Below are 17,510 nucleotides of genomic sequence, written 5' to 3'. Positions count from 1 at the left end.
CCCTTTAATCAACCAAGGGGGTCTGTCTCAAAATCATTTCATTTTCATTGGCCGCGGGACTGGCCAGCACATGCACCGTGGTCTCGAAACTTTCCCCCGGCCGCAATGTCACGGTTTTCACACCCACCGTCAGTCCATCGTGCACAGCGAACTGATCGAAATCCTGGGTCCAATCCACAATGCGCCCTTCATTGGGGGCGTAGACGTACAGCACCGTTTCGATCTCCCCTGTACGGGGGTTGCCGTTATGGTCATAGCCGCGCAATAGATCCGGAGCGGCATTCACCTTGGCGGCATCGGCCGTATTCGTCAGTTTGATGTGAACGGTGTATTGCTTGGCGCCACTGGGATAGGTTTTGTCATATGTACTGGTCACTTCACGCTTCAGGTACCAGTCCATCTTGCCCATAGTGGCATCGTTGAAGTACACCCCCGTAACCGAATGAGCCGGTTTCGACCGCAATTCGCCGGCGATGGTCGTACCCGAGATACGCCGCTGCTCATCTTCATGAGCACTCCATACATACAGATGGCCGTCGGATACGGACTCCTGGAACGTTTGCACCAGCTGCTGATTCTTGCCGTCCACATTCTTGAGCACATGCGTGAAGATCTCACTGGCCGCCATCGTGAAGAAGTCGGTTTGCTCCGCCTGCGTATCGGTATCAATATAAATCTGGTTCAGAATCCGCTGCTCGGCATTGTCGCCGCTCATCACCGTGCCATCGGAGAGCGTCACGGGGCCGGCAACCTTCAATAACCGCTGCAGGAACACCGGGTCCACGCTGATGACGCCATCCACATCGTCATGACCGGCTCGATGCCAGATCTGACTCGCGATATCAGCGACGCGGGGGAAATCGGGAGTGAAATTGATGTCCGGGTAGTCCGTGGCCATCTTGGTGGAGAAGAGATTGCGTTCTTCCGCCGTCAGTACGCTCGCGGCTTCATCCTGGCTGAACAGACCATCCCGAGGCGGATCGCCGAACGTGCTCATGCTGATTTTGCCTGCATCGACGGTGAGCGTGGCCCACGCAGTTGGAATACCTCCCGTGGCACGCAGCTCAGCATTGTTCTGTGCCAGCACCAGGTAGGTTCGCGGGCCACTGCTACTACCCTCGCTGCTATCCAAGTCGAACATCTTGGGCAGCACATCCGCCAGCCGACTGGCCGCATCCGTCAGGCTGGCAAGCTCCTTGAACCTGCTACGCCCCTGCTGCACCGCCTCGGTAATCTGCGGAATATGCGTATCGCCAATCTTGCCCATGTCTACGCTGGCATCCGCCACTACTCCATTGGCGGCGGCAAGATCCTGAGCCACGCTGGCCATATCCCCCAGCTGAATCGTTCCGTCTTTGATACCGATGCTGTTGAAATCCAAGGCCTGTGCCGCCTTGGCAAGCTTCGGCAATGCGTTGTTCGACACGTCTTCCAAAATGTGCACCATGTCTCGCGCGGCCTTCACGTCAGAACCGTAATAGGGCACCAATGTGGCCAGTTTCCATACCGGCTGCTTGGTCTGCACATACGTAGCGTCGATATGCTGGGAGAATGCTTCAATGCTGGCTTGCGCTTTGTCGGTGTCGCCGGCTTGAACTTGTGATTGGATGCGGCTTGCGGCCTGAATCGCTGCTTCCACTTCATTTTTCGCTTTGAGCGCGGAAAGGCCAAGCCACGCCGCGAGCGCGGCAATAATCAACAGCAGTGCGCCGATTACAATCAGCACCATCCGAATGCGCTTTTTGCGCTTGATCCGCCTGATATGTTCATGGCTCATACGCCGGCGGTGCTTACGCCGTTCCGCCGCTCGGGCGTCTTCAGCAAGTACCTCAGGGTCAACATACGGCTGTATCACTTGGCGATCATCCGCGTTTTCCGACCGCTCGGAGGGTGCCGGCGGCTGAGGTATTTCTGGTATGTTCGAATCAGTCATAGATATATCGACTTATCTTTCTGTAATCACGTTCAAGGGCGGTGCGGCAAGGGCGCGGCAAAACTGTGACAGCGAAACGGGAAGGAATCAGTACGCTCCCTTATGGCTCAGCACTGCACCCACCGTGCGGAACAGCAGCACAATGTCTCCCATAATCGACCAGTTCTGCACGTAAGCCACATCAAGGGCCTCGCTTTCCTCGGCGGACAGATCGGAGCGGCCGGACACCTGCCACGGACCGGTGATGCCGGGCTTGACCAGCATGCGGGTGGCGTACAGACGGTTGTAACGGGCATATTCCTCAGGCAGCGGCGGGCGCGGCCCCACTACGGACATATCCCCCATCCACACGTTGAGGAACTGGGGCAACTCGTCAATGGAGAAGCGGCGAATGAAGTGCCCCACCTTGGTGATGCGTGGGTCGTTCTTCATCTTGAAGATGAAGCGGTCGGTCTGGCCGGTCTCTTTTGCGAGCTCCTTCTTGAGCGCGTCGGCGTTCACTACCATCGAACGGAACTTGTACATCTGGAACGGCTTGCCGCGCAGGCCCATACGGGTCTGCTTGTAGAACACCGGTCCGCCGTCCGTGACTTTGATGGCGATCGCCACCGGGATGGTGATAATCGACGAACAGATGATCGCTAGCGAAGAAATCACCAAATCAAACAAGCGTTTGGTCAAACGGCGGGCTGGCGTGTATTGCGCAAGACGCTGCGTGATAATCGTGGTGCCCTGTATGGATCGAACCTGAATCTCATGGTTAGAAGTGTCAGCGGCGGAAGCCAGCATGGCAATCTCCAGACCGAACGATTCCATGCGCACGGAGAAGATATCGTAATTATCCGAATAGCGACGCAGCTCGTCAGCCACCATAACGGTCTGCGCGTTCATGTCAATAATCTGTTCAGCAAGATTATGATCGCTGTACTCGAGTACGGGCAGCTGGCAGCCTTCGTTCTTTTGCATCTCCTCACGGAGTGTCTCATGGTCGGTGCTCTGTTCAATCAATCCGGTATCGGGATTGAGATGAATCGGGCATACTGCCACCGGGCGGTAGTTGAGTTGCCGACGCTGACCGAGGAATTGTAGCGTGCGACCAATGCCGTGCGGGGAACCGATGATCACCGTGCCATAAGCGTAGGTGCCCTTGCGACGACTACGCGTAATGAATGCACGGCTGGCGATGCGTTCCACCATGGTGAGCAACCATCCGGCAATCACCACCAAGCAGAGCGACGTGAGGGTCAGACCCAGATTAAAGAAGTAGTTGAACGCGCACTGCACCACCCAGCACACGACCATGCCTTTGACCAGCAGCACATTGAGCTGGTAACCGTCACCCATAACATGGCGGTGATAAATGCCGGCAACATAGAGCGACCACACCCAGAAGCAGGCCACAATAATAAGGTAAACGGTGGAGTCAATCGTGAAATTGAATCTGCTCGAATAGAGCGGCGTTGCCTCATGGCGCAGATTGAGCACCGTGGCTCCGGCGATGATGTACATGGCGGCGTCGATAAGCATGAGGGCGAGATTGACGAAGAATCGCCAGTACAGCACGTGGCTGAGCTGCTTTTGGCGGATATCTCTGAGCTGAGCGGTGGTTCGGTCACCGCTATTGGCCTGTCTGCTGCGCGTAGACGGCTGACCGTTACTGCTCAGATACGACACCTCAGACACCAGTCCTTCCTTTTCGACCGTATACTGCAGGTCTCGCGGCTCTCACTTCTCTGGATTCCCCTGTGTACGGGTGTATACGGGGTTACCCCTTCAACATGGTACAGACATCACGGCAGATTCTAGTGGTGGTTGCAACACCTGAGGTTTGAGCGGCCTTCCATGGTCACGTTGTCGGTTGTTGAGGTTATCACGCGGCGTCGAGCAGTTCGATGATCTTCTCGCTTGGTTTCATGAACCCGAGGGTTTTGCGTGGCCGGTCGTTGAGTTCCTCGGCGACCGCGTCGAGGTAGTCCTCCGGGTAGACGGATAGGTCGGTGCCTTTGGGGAAGTACTGGCGCAGGAGCCCGTTGGTGTTCTCGTTGGTGCCGCGCTGCCACGGGGAGTGCGGGTCGCAGAAGTAGACGGCCATGTCCAGCGAGGCGCCGATCCGTTTGTGCAGGGCGAGTTCCGCTCCCTGGTCCCAGGTCAGGCTGTTGCGCAGGAGTTTGGGCAGGTGCTGCATCTTGTCGATGATGGCCTGCTGGACGTGTTCGGCGTCGTGCCCGTCGGGCAGGTGCAGCAGGATCGTGAACCTGGTGGTGCGCTCGACGAGCGTGCCGATGGCGCTTTTGTTGCGGCTGCCGGTGATGAGATCGCCCTCCCAGTGGCCCGGGACCGCCCGGTCCTCGATCTCCGGGGGTCGCTCCGAGATCATGGCCATGGGTTCGCGGAAACGGGGTTTGCGGCCTTGGCCGCCTTGGGGTCTGCGGGCGGTTCGCCCCTGCCTCATGGCGCGTTTCAGCTCCTGCTTGAGTTCGCCCCTGGCCTGCAGGTAGATGGCCTGGTAGATCGTCTCGACGCTCGCGTGCATATCCCCATTATCCGGGAAGTCCAGCCTCAGCCGGTTGGCTATCTGCTCCGGGCTCCAATGCCTGCGCAACCCGGCGGCGATCTCGTCCCACAGTCGCGTGCCCTCGGCCGCCTTGCGCGGTTTGGGGCGTTTGAGCCGGTCCGCGGCCTTCTGCTGGGCGCGGTAAGGCTCGTAACCGCCGGACTCGGGATTCCTGTTGCGCTCGACCTCGCGGCTGACCGTGCCGGGGTCGCGGCCCAGCAGGCGGGCGATGGCGCGGATCGAATCGCCCAGACGCAGACGGTCCGCGATCTGGATGCGCTCCTCCTGGCTCAGGTAGCGCGGATGGAGGGTCTTGGGTTTGTCCATGGTGGAACGATACCAGTCCACCAGGGGTTTCTCGTTCCTTCCCGTGGCGCGCGTCCTGCCGTTGCGCCACGCCTTGCCGGTGCGTTTCGAGACGCCGACCGCGTGCGCGGCCTGGGTGAAGTTCATGCCTTCCTCGTCCAGCAGGCGCACGTACTCGGCGCGTCTCGCCTCGCACATCAGCTTCCTCGTCGGATATTCGACGCCGTTGAACGTCCAACGGTGTTCCCCGCCACGGTCTTCGTTTCGGTGGCTTCTGGTCACCTGACCCTCCTTGCGGTAGGTCAGGTGTTGCAACGATCACTAGAACCCGCCCACACCCCTAACCGCTAGGGGGGGGGGTGTTGGAAAACCAACATAGCGAACGTGATCGGATAGTAACTACGTTCATTTTGACGTCTCGAATAACGGGACTAATTTGCTCTGCAACCGGGCGGCCAGTCATCTCGGCATTGCATCTCGACGGACTACCCCACGGACTACCCCTGGGTGTAGCGTGTTGGGGTTGCTTTGAGAGACCGCCTGATGCGTTGTTGCGGTCGATCAGCGAGAGTGGAGTATGCACGTGAGTGGAATGAACGGAGCTCAGGGAATCAAGAATCATCGCGGCGAACTGCAGCGGGTGCTGAGCCGCGAGGAATCATATGTAGACGGCAAACTCAGCCGGGCGGCGTTCATCTCCATCGCGATATTGACCTTCATCACCTTCGTGGGCAACTTCACGCAGTTGCAGCTGAGTTCCGCGCTGCCGATTATCGTTTCCGAATTCCACATCTCCGTAACCACCGGGCAGTGGCTCACCTCCGTGTTCCAGCTGGTCATGGGCGTGATGGTGCCGCTGACCGCGTTTCTGACCCGACGCTTCTCCACCCGCCAGATCGTCATCTGCTCGATGGCGGTGTTCACACTCGGCTCCGTGCTGGCATGGTTGGGGCCAAACTTCGTATGGGTGCTGGTCGGGCGCGTGCTCGAAGCTGCCGGCACGGGCGTGATGTGGCCGGTGCTGCAAATCACCGTGTTCTCCATTTACCCGCTGTCTCGCCGCGGGTTTGCCATGGGCACGGTGGGCATGGCCATGAGCGTGGCGCCAGCCATCGGCCCCACCTTGGGCGGCTGGCAGACCGATGCCAACGGCTGGCGCTCGATCTTCCTGACCATGACCATCATTGGCGTAATCTCGCTGCTGGCGGCCATGTTCGGACTGCATAATTTCGGTTCACACGACCCTTCGGCCCGCGCGGACTTCTTCTCGGCATGCCTGTCGGTGATCGGCTTTGGCGGGCTTATGTTCGGCTTCACCAATTCAGAGACCTATGGATTCGCGGCACCGGTCACGTGGGGACCTATGGTTGTGGGTCTGATCGGCATCGTATGGTTCGTGCTGCGTAACCTGCGCGCCGGCAAGCGCTATCGTGAGGCCGTAGCCGAGGACAAGTCGGCACTCCCCCAGCCGCCGCTGCTGGACTTGGAAGTGCTGAAGAACCGTTCGTTCACCGTCGGCACCATTACCGCGTCGCTGGCATTTTTCGCCTTCAGTTCGATTCTGGTCATCATGCCGCTCTACATCCAGACCGACCGTGGGTATTCTGCCACGATGAGTGGCCTGATCATGTTGCCGGGCGCTATCGGCCAGTGCGTCTCCCAGTTCTTCGGCGGCCGTGCGATGGATCGATTCGGCGCACGACCCGTGGCTTTGTTCGGTTCGATTGTGTTGACCCTTGGCACCTTGGGCATGTCGCTGGTGGCGATGGATACGTGGATCTGGTGGGTATCGATCTGCCAGTTCATCCGTCAGATCGGCATGGGTTTCCTGCTGATGCCGATTACCACGTGGTCCCTGAATTGCCTGAACGGGCCGAGCGAAGTGTCCGCCGGATCATCGGTGACGAATACCGCGCGTCAGATTGCGGGCGCTGTGGGCGCACCCGTGTTGGTGATTCTGATGGAAACGTTTGCCGCTTTGCATAAGCAGGGCGGCGCCTCCGCCGTCGCCGCTTCGATTTTTGGCATTCAATGGGCGCTGCGCATCTCCGCAATGATCTGTCTGGCAATGGTGTTGATGGTGTTCTTCGGCGTCAAGGGCGACGGCGCCGGTCGTACGCGAGACATTATTTCCTTGCGTGCGCTGCGCGAACGGCGTGCGCGGCGTATGGCTGCGAACTGACGGCAGATTCAACCATTCTTAACATAATAAGAAACCCCGGTTTCCAACACCGGGGCTTCTTATTATGTTGTGCTATCGCAGGATTTCAGCTGGAGTCTATTACGCCCTGCCCATTAGCGTCAGAACAATCAGCAGCACGTTCAACGCCACAATCAGCGCCACGACGATCATGAAGATCACGTGCTTGACGGTTCCATCAGCCCACTTGCCCATGAGTTCCTTGTCATGCGTGTATCGCATCAGCGGAATCACGGCGAACGGGATGCCGATGGAAAGCACCACCTGGCCGATGACCAGCGCCTGAGTCGGGTCCTTGGCGAACCACAGCACAATCAGTGCCGGCACCAGCGTGACCACGCGGCAGGCCCACATCGGGGCGTTAACGTGCAGCAGACCGTGCATGATTTCCGAGCCGGCGTACGTGCCAACCGACGTGGAGCTCAGCGACGAAGCCAGCAGGCCGACGGAAAAGATCGTGCCGATCACCGGGCCGAGCACCTGCGTGATCGCCCGCTGTGCGCCGTCGATGGAATCCGTGCCAGACATGCCATGCAGCGAGTTGGCGGCGAGCACCAGCATCGCCAGATTCACGGTGCCGGCCAGCAACAGCGCCCAGGCCACATCGATTTTCGAGCCTCTCAGCTGCGTTTTGATCGACGGCTTTTCGCCGCCTGCGTAATGGTCGTTCACCAGCGTGGAGTGCAGGTAGATGGCGTGCGGCATCACGGTGGCGCCCAGAATCGAGGCGGCCATCAACACCGAGTCGGCGCCTTGGAAGCGTGGAATCATGCCTTTGACCACTTCGCCGGGGTTCGGCGGGGCTACGAACAGACCCGCGATGAAGCCGAACGTAATCACCAGCAGCATCACGATGATGATGCGCTCGAACGTGGTCTGTGTCTTGCCGCCTTGGAACCACAGCATCACCGTGGAGATTGTGCCAATCACCAAACCGCCGATGAACAGTGGAAATCCGAACAGCAGGTTCAGGGCGATGGCACCGCCGATCACCTCGGCCAGATCGGTGGCGATGGCGATGACTTCAGCCTGCATAAAGAACATGAAACGGCCGGCATCGCTCATACGCTCACCCAGCAGTTCCGGCAAGGATTTGTTGGTCACGATGCCGAGTTTGGCGGACTGATACTGGATAAGCACGCTCATGGCATTGGCGAGCACCAGCACCCATACCAACAGGTAGCCGTACCTCGCACCGGAGGTGATGTTGGCCGCCACGTTGCCAGGATCGACGTAGGCCACGGCCGCCACGAACGCGGGGCCGAGGATGCTGGCCAGCGCATGGTCATGCGGCTTTTTCTTGCCGTTTGCCACGGTTCCAGCTCCGGCTCCGACTCCGGCAAGCTGGCGTTCCTTCTCGATTTCCGGTGTTTCCTGTTCGATGTCTGCCACGGCGTTCGTCATAGTGGTTGCCGCAATGGCATCTGCTGCGGTGTGTGTTACTGCCATATCGTCTGTTCCTATTCCCTTCTCCCTTCATACCGGGCTCAGTTATAGCGCGGGCATGTTTCCCGCGTCAACAGACGGACAATCTGCGGACGATTGATGGATGACTGGCGGACTGGCAGCTGGCATTCCCCGCCATCTCGCTCATGAAATGTGACAAACCGCCGAAAACTCGCTCATGAAATGAGGAAATTACTAGAAAACTCGCTCATGAAATGTGCCAGACGGTAGAAAACTCGCTCATGAAAGTGTAAAATCATTGATATAGCAGTAATTCGGAAAGGGGCTCCTCATGTATCTCAAACGCAAAGCCGATGCCTATCTCAATGCATGGAAATCCGACCCGAATCGCTCCCCGCTAATCATCAAGGGCCCTCGTCAAGTAGGCAAGACAGAGACTATCGATTACTTTGCCGCACACAACTACCGTTCGGTAGTGGAAATCAACTTCGTTGAGGAACCGAAATATCGCGCAATCACTGCGGACGGTTATGGCGCGGATACCATCGTCCGCAATATTTCCCTGATCAACCCAGCTAAAAAGTTCATTCCGGGCGATACGCTCATCTTTTTCGACGAAATCCAGGCCCATCCTGATATCGTCACTGCACTGAAGTTCTTTAAAATCGACGGCAAATATGATGTGATTTGCAGCGGTTCAATGCTGGGCATCAGCTATAAGCAAATCGAAAGCAATAGCGTGGGATATAAGACCGACTACGAAATGCGATCGTTGGACTTCGAGGAATTTCTGTGGGCTCGCGGATACGATGAGGCCGTCATCGAAAGCATGTTCACCCACCTGTGTGATGCTACGCCATTCTCTGAAGTGGAAATGAACGTCTTCTCCACGGCATTTATGGATTACTGCGTGCTTGGCGGCATGCCTGCGGTTGTCGCCTCCCATATACGCACTGGCACGTTCGAGGGAACACTGCAATTGCAGCGCCAGCTTATTTTGGACTACCAGGAGGATATCCGCAAATACGCGCAAGGACTCGATCAGGCACGAATTCTCAACGTGTTCAACCATATTCCCGTGCAACTCGCCAAGGAAAACAAGAAGTTCCAAATCAGCAAGGTTGCCAGCGGAGCGCGTTTCAAAGACTATCGAGGATGCGTGGAATGGCTTGAAACCTCGGGAATGGTGAATATCTGCCGATGTATGTCCTATCCTGAACTGCCGTTGAAAGGCAATTATGACGAAAACAAGTTCAAGATATATTTCGGCGATACCGGTCTGTTCGTAGCGATGCTTGACGACGAGGCCAGTGATGATCTGCGGGCCAATCGTAATCTTGGTGTCTATAAGGGTGCTATGTACGAGAGCATCGTCTCTGAAGCGCTACGGAAATCCGGCTATGACCTGTACTACTACAAAAAAGAGGATTCCACACTGGAACAGGATTTCTTCGTCCGCACGCGCGAATGGCTGGTGCCGGTGGAGGTGAAATCGAAAAAAGGCACCGCCAAATCCATGCGGACGCTAATCGCTTCGGATTCTTATCCGGAAATTCAGTTCGGCGTGAAACTATCCGCCGGCAATATCGGTAGTAGCGAACACGTGTTCACCGCACCATACTTCACCACATTTTTGCTCCGACGGCTCCTGCGCGCTTATGACGAGGGGCAGGCACCTATGCTCAACAATCCTGAGCGGTAGCCCCTATTCGTCTGCGGGCACGGCCTGGCCCGGGCAGGTGTGGAGGACGGCGAGCATGGCGTCCTTTTCTTGGGAGGTGACGGTGAGCTGGTACTTGTCTTTGACGCCAATCTGGCGGGCCACGTAGTCGCAACGGTAGTCGGCGTTGGTGGGTAGCCAGTAGGCGGCGGAAGCCGACCCCTTCTCCTGATTGGCCGGGCCGTCGACGGCCAGCAGGTTGTAGGGGTCATTGCCGAATTCATGGCGTTTGGCAGTGGACCAGTCGCGCGCACCGGATTGCCAAGCGTTTTCAAGGGCCACCACATGGTCGATCTGCACTTTGGCGCTGGTGGCGCGGCCACGTACAAAATGGATGGTCTGAGCGGTGTACGGATCGGCCAGTGTGCCGGACTCGACCACACAGGAACCGGCGTATTTGTAGGTGATGTCCGTGAGATCACGGGCGAGCACGTCGTCGCGTACGTCGCAGCCATTGCCGTCGACGTCGGTGGTGCGGAAACCGAAGGAATCGCGGTCGTAGCCGGAGGAGCTTTGGTTGTCGTCTACGGCGAGCGCGTTCAAAGTGTCGGCGGCTGAACCGGTGGCAGTGTAGCCACCTGTGATTTTGGCCGCGTCGGAGCTGACCTGCGGCAGTAGCAGGCCGATGGTCACGCCGATTGCTGCGGCGAGAACGATGAGAATCAGCACGCGCTCCAGCGGACCAGAAGCGTTGAAACGACGGCGGAAGTGGGCGTTACGACGTGCCATCAATCACGCATAGGTGAAGGTGAGGGGGTCGTGGCCGGCGCGGGTGGGGCCGTCGAGGGCGTCGATGGCAGCGTGTTCATCGGCGGTCAGGGCGAAGCCGAACAGGTTGAGATTCTCCTTCTGGCGGTCAGCATGCACGGACTTGGGGATGATGATCGTGCCGTTTTCGATGTGCCAACGCAGAATCACCTGGGCCGGGCTGACCTCATGGGCGGCGGCGATCTTCTCGATGGTGCCGTCGCCGGCGTTGAGGTCGGCGCCACGCGCCATCGGCGAGTAGGCCTCCACGGCGATGCCGTGCTCCTTGCAGAACGCCACCACTTCGCGCTGCTGCCACGTGGGGTGCAGCTCAATCTGATTGACGGCCGGCCATGCGCCGGTCTCCTCGTGCAGACGCTTCAGATCGGCGGGCATGAAGTTGCATACGCCGAGCGTGCGTGCCATGCCTTCGTCGCGCAGCTTGACGAACGCCTTCCAGGTGTCGGTGCTGCGCCAGTCGAACGGCGTGGGCCAATGGATCATGTACATGTCCACGTAATCGAGCTGGAGGAGTTTCAGCGAGTTGTCGAAAGCTTTGAGCGCGGAATCGTAGCCCTGCTGGGAGTCGCGCAGCTTGGTGGTGACCCACAGGGTCTCGCGCTTGGCTCCCTTGTTGTATCCGGAAGCGGCGAGCGCGCGGCCCACGCCGGCCTCGTTGTTGTAGCCGGCCGCACCATCGATATGGCGGTAGCCGGCTTCCAACGCGGATTCGACGACGGGGACCACACCCTCATCGTCGATACGTAGCACGCCGAGACCGACTTGCGGAATGGAATGACCGTCTTTCAAGGCGATGTCCGGCACGTTGGCGGGGTTGATGTGTCCGTTGGTCATGATGTGCGATGCTCCTTTATTGCTGCGACTACACGCCACTGTACACGGTTATGTGGGTGATGTGCGGCCGGTGTGCAGGGAGCGTGCGGGTAAACGGCATGATTATGACTGGCCTTCCATGTGGGAAAGCCGGTCATAATCATGACAACATCACGCTCTACTCCTGCGACCGGGGCCTCGTCCCATTGTTCCCGGACGCGAATTTGCCTCCAACCACAATGATGCCCAGCGCCATTGCGGAGCCCCTCTTCCCCTCCTCTGGGCACGAATTTGTCCCGGTGAAAACGTCAATCGATTGACGTTTCTACCGGGACAGAAATCGTTGTCCCGGTACGCAATTTCGGCCCATTTTTGAGAACCGGGACAAACCAATTTTCAAAGTCCACATACCCCGACAAGCAGAATCGGCGGAATACCGTCAATCCCGAGATCGACATGTTGTCCCGGTTCGCACATAAAACGATTGACGCTCGTATCGGGGCAACGAGAATTGTCCCGGTACGCGAAAAACGCCCGTTTTTTCAAACCGGGACAATGATTTCTGTCCCGGTATTAACATCAATCGATTGATGCGCGAACCGGGACAGAATCGCATCGCTACGCCGAGACAGCCGCATCTGGCAGACGACAGCCGACAGCCAGCAACTGGCAACCGCATCATAATGCCGAGTCAGTCCTTATCAGGAGCGCTTACGACGCAAAGCAAACGAGACCCCGCCGGCTGCACCGAGAACGACGACCGCAAGACCCACGGCAGTCACCGCGCTACCGGTCTTGCTCAGCACGCCAGTAGCCTTGTTGCCATTCGCACCGTTGGTCTTATCGCCATCGCCATCGTTGTCGCCGATATTGTTCACGGCCTCGGCGACCATGCGAATCTCATCGGCCTGGCCTTGCGGGCTGATGTCGTATTTCTTGAGGTTATCGGCGGTTACTTTACTGGGTACTGTGTTGGAATCGTCGTCGCCATCATCCAAGGTGTATGCCCACGACGTTTCCGCCATGGAACACCGGCAACAACGTGCTCGCGTGGCATGGCGTGTACTGGCGACAGTCACCACGGCGACCCCGCCATGGAACGTGGCACAACCATGCGGGGGACGCTCTATGTGCATTCAGTCATGCTGCCGATGCTCTTTAACTTGCATATCCACGGGGGCGGCACGAGGCAATTCGGCCGCCTTTACCCGTACATCCATGGGGCGGCGAAAATCCCATGGGGCGGTAACTTGCCCATGGGGCGGTCGGTAAAATTTTACCTTCCGCAGAATAAAGCCATTTTCAGCCACCGCCCCATGAGGAATTCACCGCCCCATGGGCCAATCACCACCCCATGAAACAGCTCATTCGCACAGCAACACTATTTGCCGAGCAACACCCGCTTGGCGAGTTCGGGACCGTATTCCGCCAATGCGGAATCTTCCGACGCGATGCTGGCGTGGCCACCATTATGCTCACCATTGTCACCAACACCAACACCAACACCATCGTCGTTACCACCACCATCGCCAGCCGTCGCAAGATTCTCAGTGAGCTTGGCGACCAGACGCGCATGGGCCTTTTCGTCGATCTTCACGAAAATCGCGAACACAATCAGGCCAAGCACAATGCACACCAGCGGAATCATGAAGGCGAAGGTCTTGAAGATGGTGATGTCCTTGGCCGTCATGTCGGCGGCGGTGGCGGAACCGATCATGCCGGCGGCCACGGCCACGAAGCCGACGAAGCCGTTGGAGAATGCGCCGGCGATCTTGTCGAGCATCGGACGCACGGACAGCGTCACGGCTTCGTTGCGTTTGCCTGTTTTCAGCTGGCCGTATTCAATGGAGTCCTCAAGGCACACGATCACGGTCATCTGAATCTGGGTCTGCGGCAGGTAGAACAGCACTAGTGCCACCAGCAGCAGCGGTATATTCGTGGAGGCGACAATCAGCAGCAGGTAGGCCACGACCATCACGGACATGCCGATGAGGAACAGATAACGGCGGGGCACCCACCTAGTGATGACCGGGAACAGTACCGACATAATCAGACCGCACGCAATAGGGATGACGCCGGTGACCGGGAAAAGGTCCATGCGACCAATCACGTATTTGAACAGGTAGACCATCACGCCACCGGTGGCCACGTTGGCGACGGCGTAGAACACATAAGACAAAGCGGTCCACATGAGCTGGTCGTTGTGAATCAGGGCGCGGAACGCTTCAATCGGGTTACCGTTCTCCTGGGCCTTGGTGCGCAGCGTGCTCTGTTTTTCCTTGACACCGAACACTACACTCAGAGCCGTGAGAGCGCCGAGCAGGGCCACGATGATGATGAACGCGGTCCAACCATTCTGGTTCTGCTGGCCGGCATCGAAGCTGAAGAAGGTGACGATGGGCATCACGGCGATAGTCAGACCGTTGTACCCGAGCGATCCGGTGAAGGTGCCGGCTGCGGTGTAGATGCCGCGCTGATGGGAGTCGGAAGAGATGGAGGGGATCATTCCCCAGTAGGAGATATCGCGCAGGGAGTAGAACACATCGAGCACCACGAACACCACCACGAACAGGACGATGAACAGCGTGGTGTTGACGTTGACCAAGCCGAACAGGCCAGTGTAGACCATGACGATCAGCACGGCGGACACCAGACCGCCGATGAGCTGCCAAGGGCGGAATCGCCCGAGTTTGGTGGTGGTGTTATCCACCAGGTTGCCCAGCAGCGGGTCCACGAAGATTTCCGCGATACGAATGATCACGATCAGCGAGGTGATGATGCCGATGAGCTTGCCCGCCACGGCCTTGTCCACTCCGGAGAACAGCGAGTTGGTCACATAGACCACGAAGTAGGTGCTTAGCGCGTTGTAGAACGCCGACTGGCCGAAGTTGCCGAGCGCGTAGGCCACAAGTCGCGCGGGAGCAATGGCCTCTTTCTCATCATGATGGGATTGCGTAGACGATTCAGTTGATGCCGTCATCAGATACATTCCTCCAGATTCCATGTACGCATATCAGCGATGTTGCGGCAATTCACACATCGCGCGTGCAATACACCGGTAAACCAAAAAATAATATACACCAGATCGTAGAGAAAACACACATAAAGTTGCTACTTAAGCACAGAAATTAACAAAAAGTCACTAAACGATTGAACGGCAGATTCTAGTGGTGGTTGCAACACCTGAGGTTTGAGCGGCCTTCCATGGTCACGTTGTCGGTTGTTGAGGTTATCACGCGGCGTCGAGCAGTTCGATGATCTTCTCGCTTGGTTTCATGAACCCGAGGGTTTTGCGTGGCCGGTCGTTGAGTTCCTCGGCGACCGCGTCGAGGTAGTCCTCCGGGTAGACGGATAGGTCGGTGCCTTTGGGGAAGTACTGGCGCAGGAGCCCGTTGGTGTTCTCGTTGGTGCCGCGCTGCCACGGGGAGTGCGGGTCGCAGAAGTAGACGGCCATGTCCAGCGAGGCGCCGATCCGTTTGTGCAGGGCGAGTTCCGCTCCCTGGTCCCAGGTCAGGCTGTTGCGCAGGAGTTTGGGCAGGTGCTGCATCTTGTCGATGATGGCCTGCTGGACGTGTTCGGCGTCGTGCCCGTCGGGCAGGTGCAGCAGGATCGTGAACCTGGTGGTGCGCTCGACGAGCGTGCCGATGGCGCTTTTGTTGCGGCTGCCGGTGATGAGATCGCCCTCCCAGTGGCCCGGGACCGCCCGGTCCTCGATCTCCGGGGGTCGCTCCGAGATCATGGCCATGGGTTCGCGGAAACGGGGTTTGCGGCCTTGGCCGCCTTGGGGTCTGCGGGCGGTTCGCCCCTGCCTCATGGCGCGTTTCAGCTCCTGCTTGAGTTCGCCCCTGGCCTGCAGGTAGATGGCCTGGTAGATCGTCTCGACGCTCGCGTGCATATCCCCATTATCCGGGAAGTCCAGCCTCAGCCGGTTGGCTATCTGCTCCGGGCTCCAATGCCTGCGCAACCCGGCGGCGATCTCGTCCCACAGTCGCGTGCCCTCGGCCGCCTTGCGCGGTTTGGGGCGTTTGAGCCGGTCCGCGGCCTTCTGCTGGGCGCGGTAAGGCTCGTAACCGCCGGACTCGGGATTCCTGTTGCGCTCGACCTCGCGGCTGACCGTGCCGGGGTCGCGGCCCAGCAGGCGGGCGATGGCGCGGATCGAATCGCCCAGACGCAGACGGTCCGCGATCTGGATGCGCTCCTCCTGGCTCAGGTAGCGCGGATGGAGGGTCTTGGGTTTGTCCATGGTGGAACGATACCAGTCCACCAGGGGTTTCTCGTTCCTTCCCGTGGCGCGCGTCCTGCCGTTGCGCCACGCCTTGCCGGTGCGTTTCGAGACGCCGACCGCGTGCGCGGCCTGGGTGAAGTTCATGCCTTCCTCGTCCAGCAGGCGCACGTACTCGGCGCGTCTCGCCTCGCACATCAGCTTCCTCGTCGGATATTCGACGCCGTTGAACGTCCAACGGTGTTCCCCGCCACGGTCTTCGTTTCGGTGGCTTCTGGTCACCTGACCCTCCTTGCGGTAGGTCAGGTGTTGCAACGATCACTAGAACCCGCCAACGGCGTCTCTTATCGTGGGGGGGGAGAGAGATGCACGAACTCGGAGCGGAGTGAACGGCTACCTCCGATGACACATGGGGCCACTCAAACGAGTGACAATTACGAGTTACGACGGGAGATGACAATGTTCCGCAAGGCTCCCCTCAGTCACCTTCGGTGACAGCTCCCCCCAGGGAGGGGAGCCAGATTAGCGTCAGCGTGTGGAGGCGCGGGCGATGACTTGGGATTCGGTGGTGAGCAGTTCGGGTTTGGTGATGCTGCCATCGATGCGTCCGAGGATGCGATTCACTGCCGTGGGAGCTGTCCAGTCAAGGCGGGAATCCATGGTGGTCAGCGGAATCTGCAGGTAGGGGGCTTCCTCGTTGTTGTCGAAGCCGATGACCTGCACCTGCGCGGGCACCTCATAACCAGCGGTGCGCAGAGCGGTCAATGCGCCGATGGCCAACTGATCGTTCAGTGCGATCACACCGTCGAATGGCACGCCGGAATCAATCAGTCGCTGAGTCACGCGAGCGCCAGCGCCGATGGTCCAATCCTGATCGGTGTTGCCAATCAGATGAGGATCCAGCTCAAGCCCACGGCGGCGCGTTTCTTCAATGACACCACGCAAACGCAGTTGTGCGTTGCCTTCCACAGCCTGCAACAAAGCGGCCGCGTTATAGTCGTCTCGTGCGCCCACTACAGCGAGGCGAGAAGAACCTCGATCGTATAGGTAGCCTGCCGCTGTTGCTGCGGCGGCAACATCGTCCGGAGTCACGTGGTCGGCAACACCCCATGTGGTTCGGGCACCGACAATAACCAGCGGGAAATCGACCTTCAGGTCTTCGGGCGAAATATCCTCCACCTCGCTCATGGAGAGAATCATGCCGTCTGACACGGTGGAGTTGAAGTTCTTGAGCAGGTCACGCGCTCCTTTGGCCGAGCCCTCTGCATACGTGGTGACGTATACGGAGTAGTCGCGCTGACGGGCGGCCTCGATGGTGCGGTTGGCCAACTCGGCCAGATATGGCGGAATCAGCGAAGGCACGGCAAGGGTGATGAAACCGGTGTGATCGCGGTTGAGGTTACGGGCGGCCACGTTGACTCGGTAGCCGAGGTCCTTAATGACTGTTTCAACCTTTGCACGGGTTTCATCGGTCATACGCCCGGAGCCATTGATCACGTTCGACGCAGTTTTGAGCGATACACCGGCGGCCTGAGCGACATCGCGTAGCGTCACTCGACGCTTGGCTGTTTTCTCGTCGCTCATGCC

11 protein-coding genes and 1 pseudogene are annotated in these 17,510 nt (G+C 58.6%); 2 read left to right on the top strand and 10 right to left on the bottom strand.

Features of this window, described 5'->3' with window-relative positions; translation table 11 throughout:
* Positions 1–4 precede the first annotated feature (4 nt).
* The 3 genes from BLLJ_RS01890 to BLLJ_RS01880 all read right to left on the bottom strand — a co-directional run bounded on the left by BLLJ_RS01890 (position 5) and on the right by BLLJ_RS01880 (position 5,075).
* Positions 5–1,777, bottom strand: coding sequence for a DUF4012 domain-containing protein (locus BLLJ_RS01890; RefSeq protein ID WP_229063381.1), 1,773 nt, complete (start codon positions 1,775–1,777; stop codon positions 5–7).
* Positions 1,778–2,020: 243 nt separating this feature from the next.
* Positions 2,021–3,616, bottom strand: a complete 1,596-nt coding sequence (locus tag BLLJ_RS01885) for a sugar transferase (RefSeq protein WP_013582383.1) — start codon at positions 3,614–3,616, stop codon at positions 2,021–2,023.
* A gap of 187 nt (positions 3,617–3,803) precedes the next feature.
* Positions 3,804–5,075, bottom strand: a complete 1,272-nt coding sequence (locus BLLJ_RS01880; RefSeq protein ID WP_008783747.1) for an IS30-like element ISBlo4 family transposase — start codon at positions 5,073–5,075, stop codon at positions 3,804–3,806.
* Positions 5,076–5,385: 310 nt separating this feature from the next.
* Here BLLJ_RS01880 and BLLJ_RS01875 point away from each other — a divergent pair, with 310 nt between their 5' ends.
* Positions 5,386–6,975, top strand: a complete 1,590-nt coding sequence (locus BLLJ_RS01875; protein ID WP_013582382.1) for an MDR family MFS transporter — start codon at positions 5,386–5,388, stop codon at positions 6,973–6,975.
* Between the two features lie 99 nt (positions 6,976–7,074).
* On the opposite strand, the gene BLLJ_RS01870 is transcribed toward BLLJ_RS01875, so the two are convergent.
* Positions 7,075–8,442, bottom strand: a complete 1,368-nt coding sequence (locus BLLJ_RS01870; protein ID WP_013582381.1) for an Nramp family divalent metal transporter — start codon at positions 8,440–8,442, stop codon at positions 7,075–7,077.
* A gap of 289 nt (positions 8,443–8,731) precedes the next feature.
* Between BLLJ_RS01870 and BLLJ_RS01865 the strand changes: the two genes are divergently transcribed.
* Positions 8,732–10,102 (top strand): ATP-binding protein, encoded by a 1,371-nt coding sequence (locus BLLJ_RS01865; RefSeq protein ID WP_013410357.1) that lies wholly within the window; start codon positions 8,732–8,734, stop codon positions 10,100–10,102.
* A 3-nt stretch (positions 10,103–10,105) separates the two neighbouring features.
* Here BLLJ_RS01865 and BLLJ_RS01860 read toward each other — a convergent pair whose 3' ends face one another.
* The 6 genes and pseudogenes from BLLJ_RS01860 to BLLJ_RS01830 form a co-directional block, all read right to left on the bottom strand.
* Positions 10,106–10,849: an HNH endonuclease family protein gene (locus BLLJ_RS01860; RefSeq protein WP_013410358.1), complete on the bottom strand. Its 744-nt coding sequence runs from the start codon at positions 10,847–10,849 to the stop codon at positions 10,106–10,108.
* Between the two features lie 3 nt (positions 10,850–10,852).
* Positions 10,853–11,722 (bottom strand): aldo/keto reductase, encoded by an 870-nt coding sequence (locus BLLJ_RS01855; protein ID WP_011068388.1) that lies wholly within the window; start codon positions 11,720–11,722, stop codon positions 10,853–10,855.
* An 821-nt stretch (positions 11,723–12,543) separates the two neighbouring features.
* Positions 12,544–12,726, bottom strand: a pseudogene (locus BLLJ_RS11370) (glycosyl hydrolase 53 family protein); the annotation flags it as partial.
* A gap of 356 nt (positions 12,727–13,082) precedes the next feature.
* The gene (locus BLLJ_RS01840; RefSeq protein WP_013582380.1) at positions 13,083–14,690 is read right to left on the bottom strand and encodes a glycoside-pentoside-hexuronide (GPH):cation symporter; all 1,608 of its coding nucleotides are present in this window, start codon (positions 14,688–14,690) and stop codon (positions 13,083–13,085) included.
* Between the two features lie 243 nt (positions 14,691–14,933).
* A complete protein-coding gene (locus BLLJ_RS01835; RefSeq protein WP_008783747.1) occupies positions 14,934–16,205 on the bottom strand; it encodes an IS30-like element ISBlo4 family transposase in 1,272 nt (423 codons plus the stop codon).
* A 246-nt stretch (positions 16,206–16,451) separates the two neighbouring features.
* The gene (locus BLLJ_RS01830) at positions 16,452–17,507 is read right to left on the bottom strand and encodes a LacI family DNA-binding transcriptional regulator (RefSeq protein ID WP_013410360.1); all 1,056 of its coding nucleotides are present in this window, start codon (positions 17,505–17,507) and stop codon (positions 16,452–16,454) included.
* Positions 17,508–17,510: the final 3 nt, after the last annotated feature.

This window comes from Bifidobacterium longum subsp. longum JCM 1217 (genome assembly GCF_000196555.1).
Taxonomy (GTDB): Bacteria; Actinomycetota; Actinomycetes; order Actinomycetales; family Bifidobacteriaceae; genus Bifidobacterium; species Bifidobacterium longum.
The sequence above is the reverse complement of the archived record's forward strand: the minus strand, read 5'-3'. Positions and strand labels throughout refer to the sequence as shown.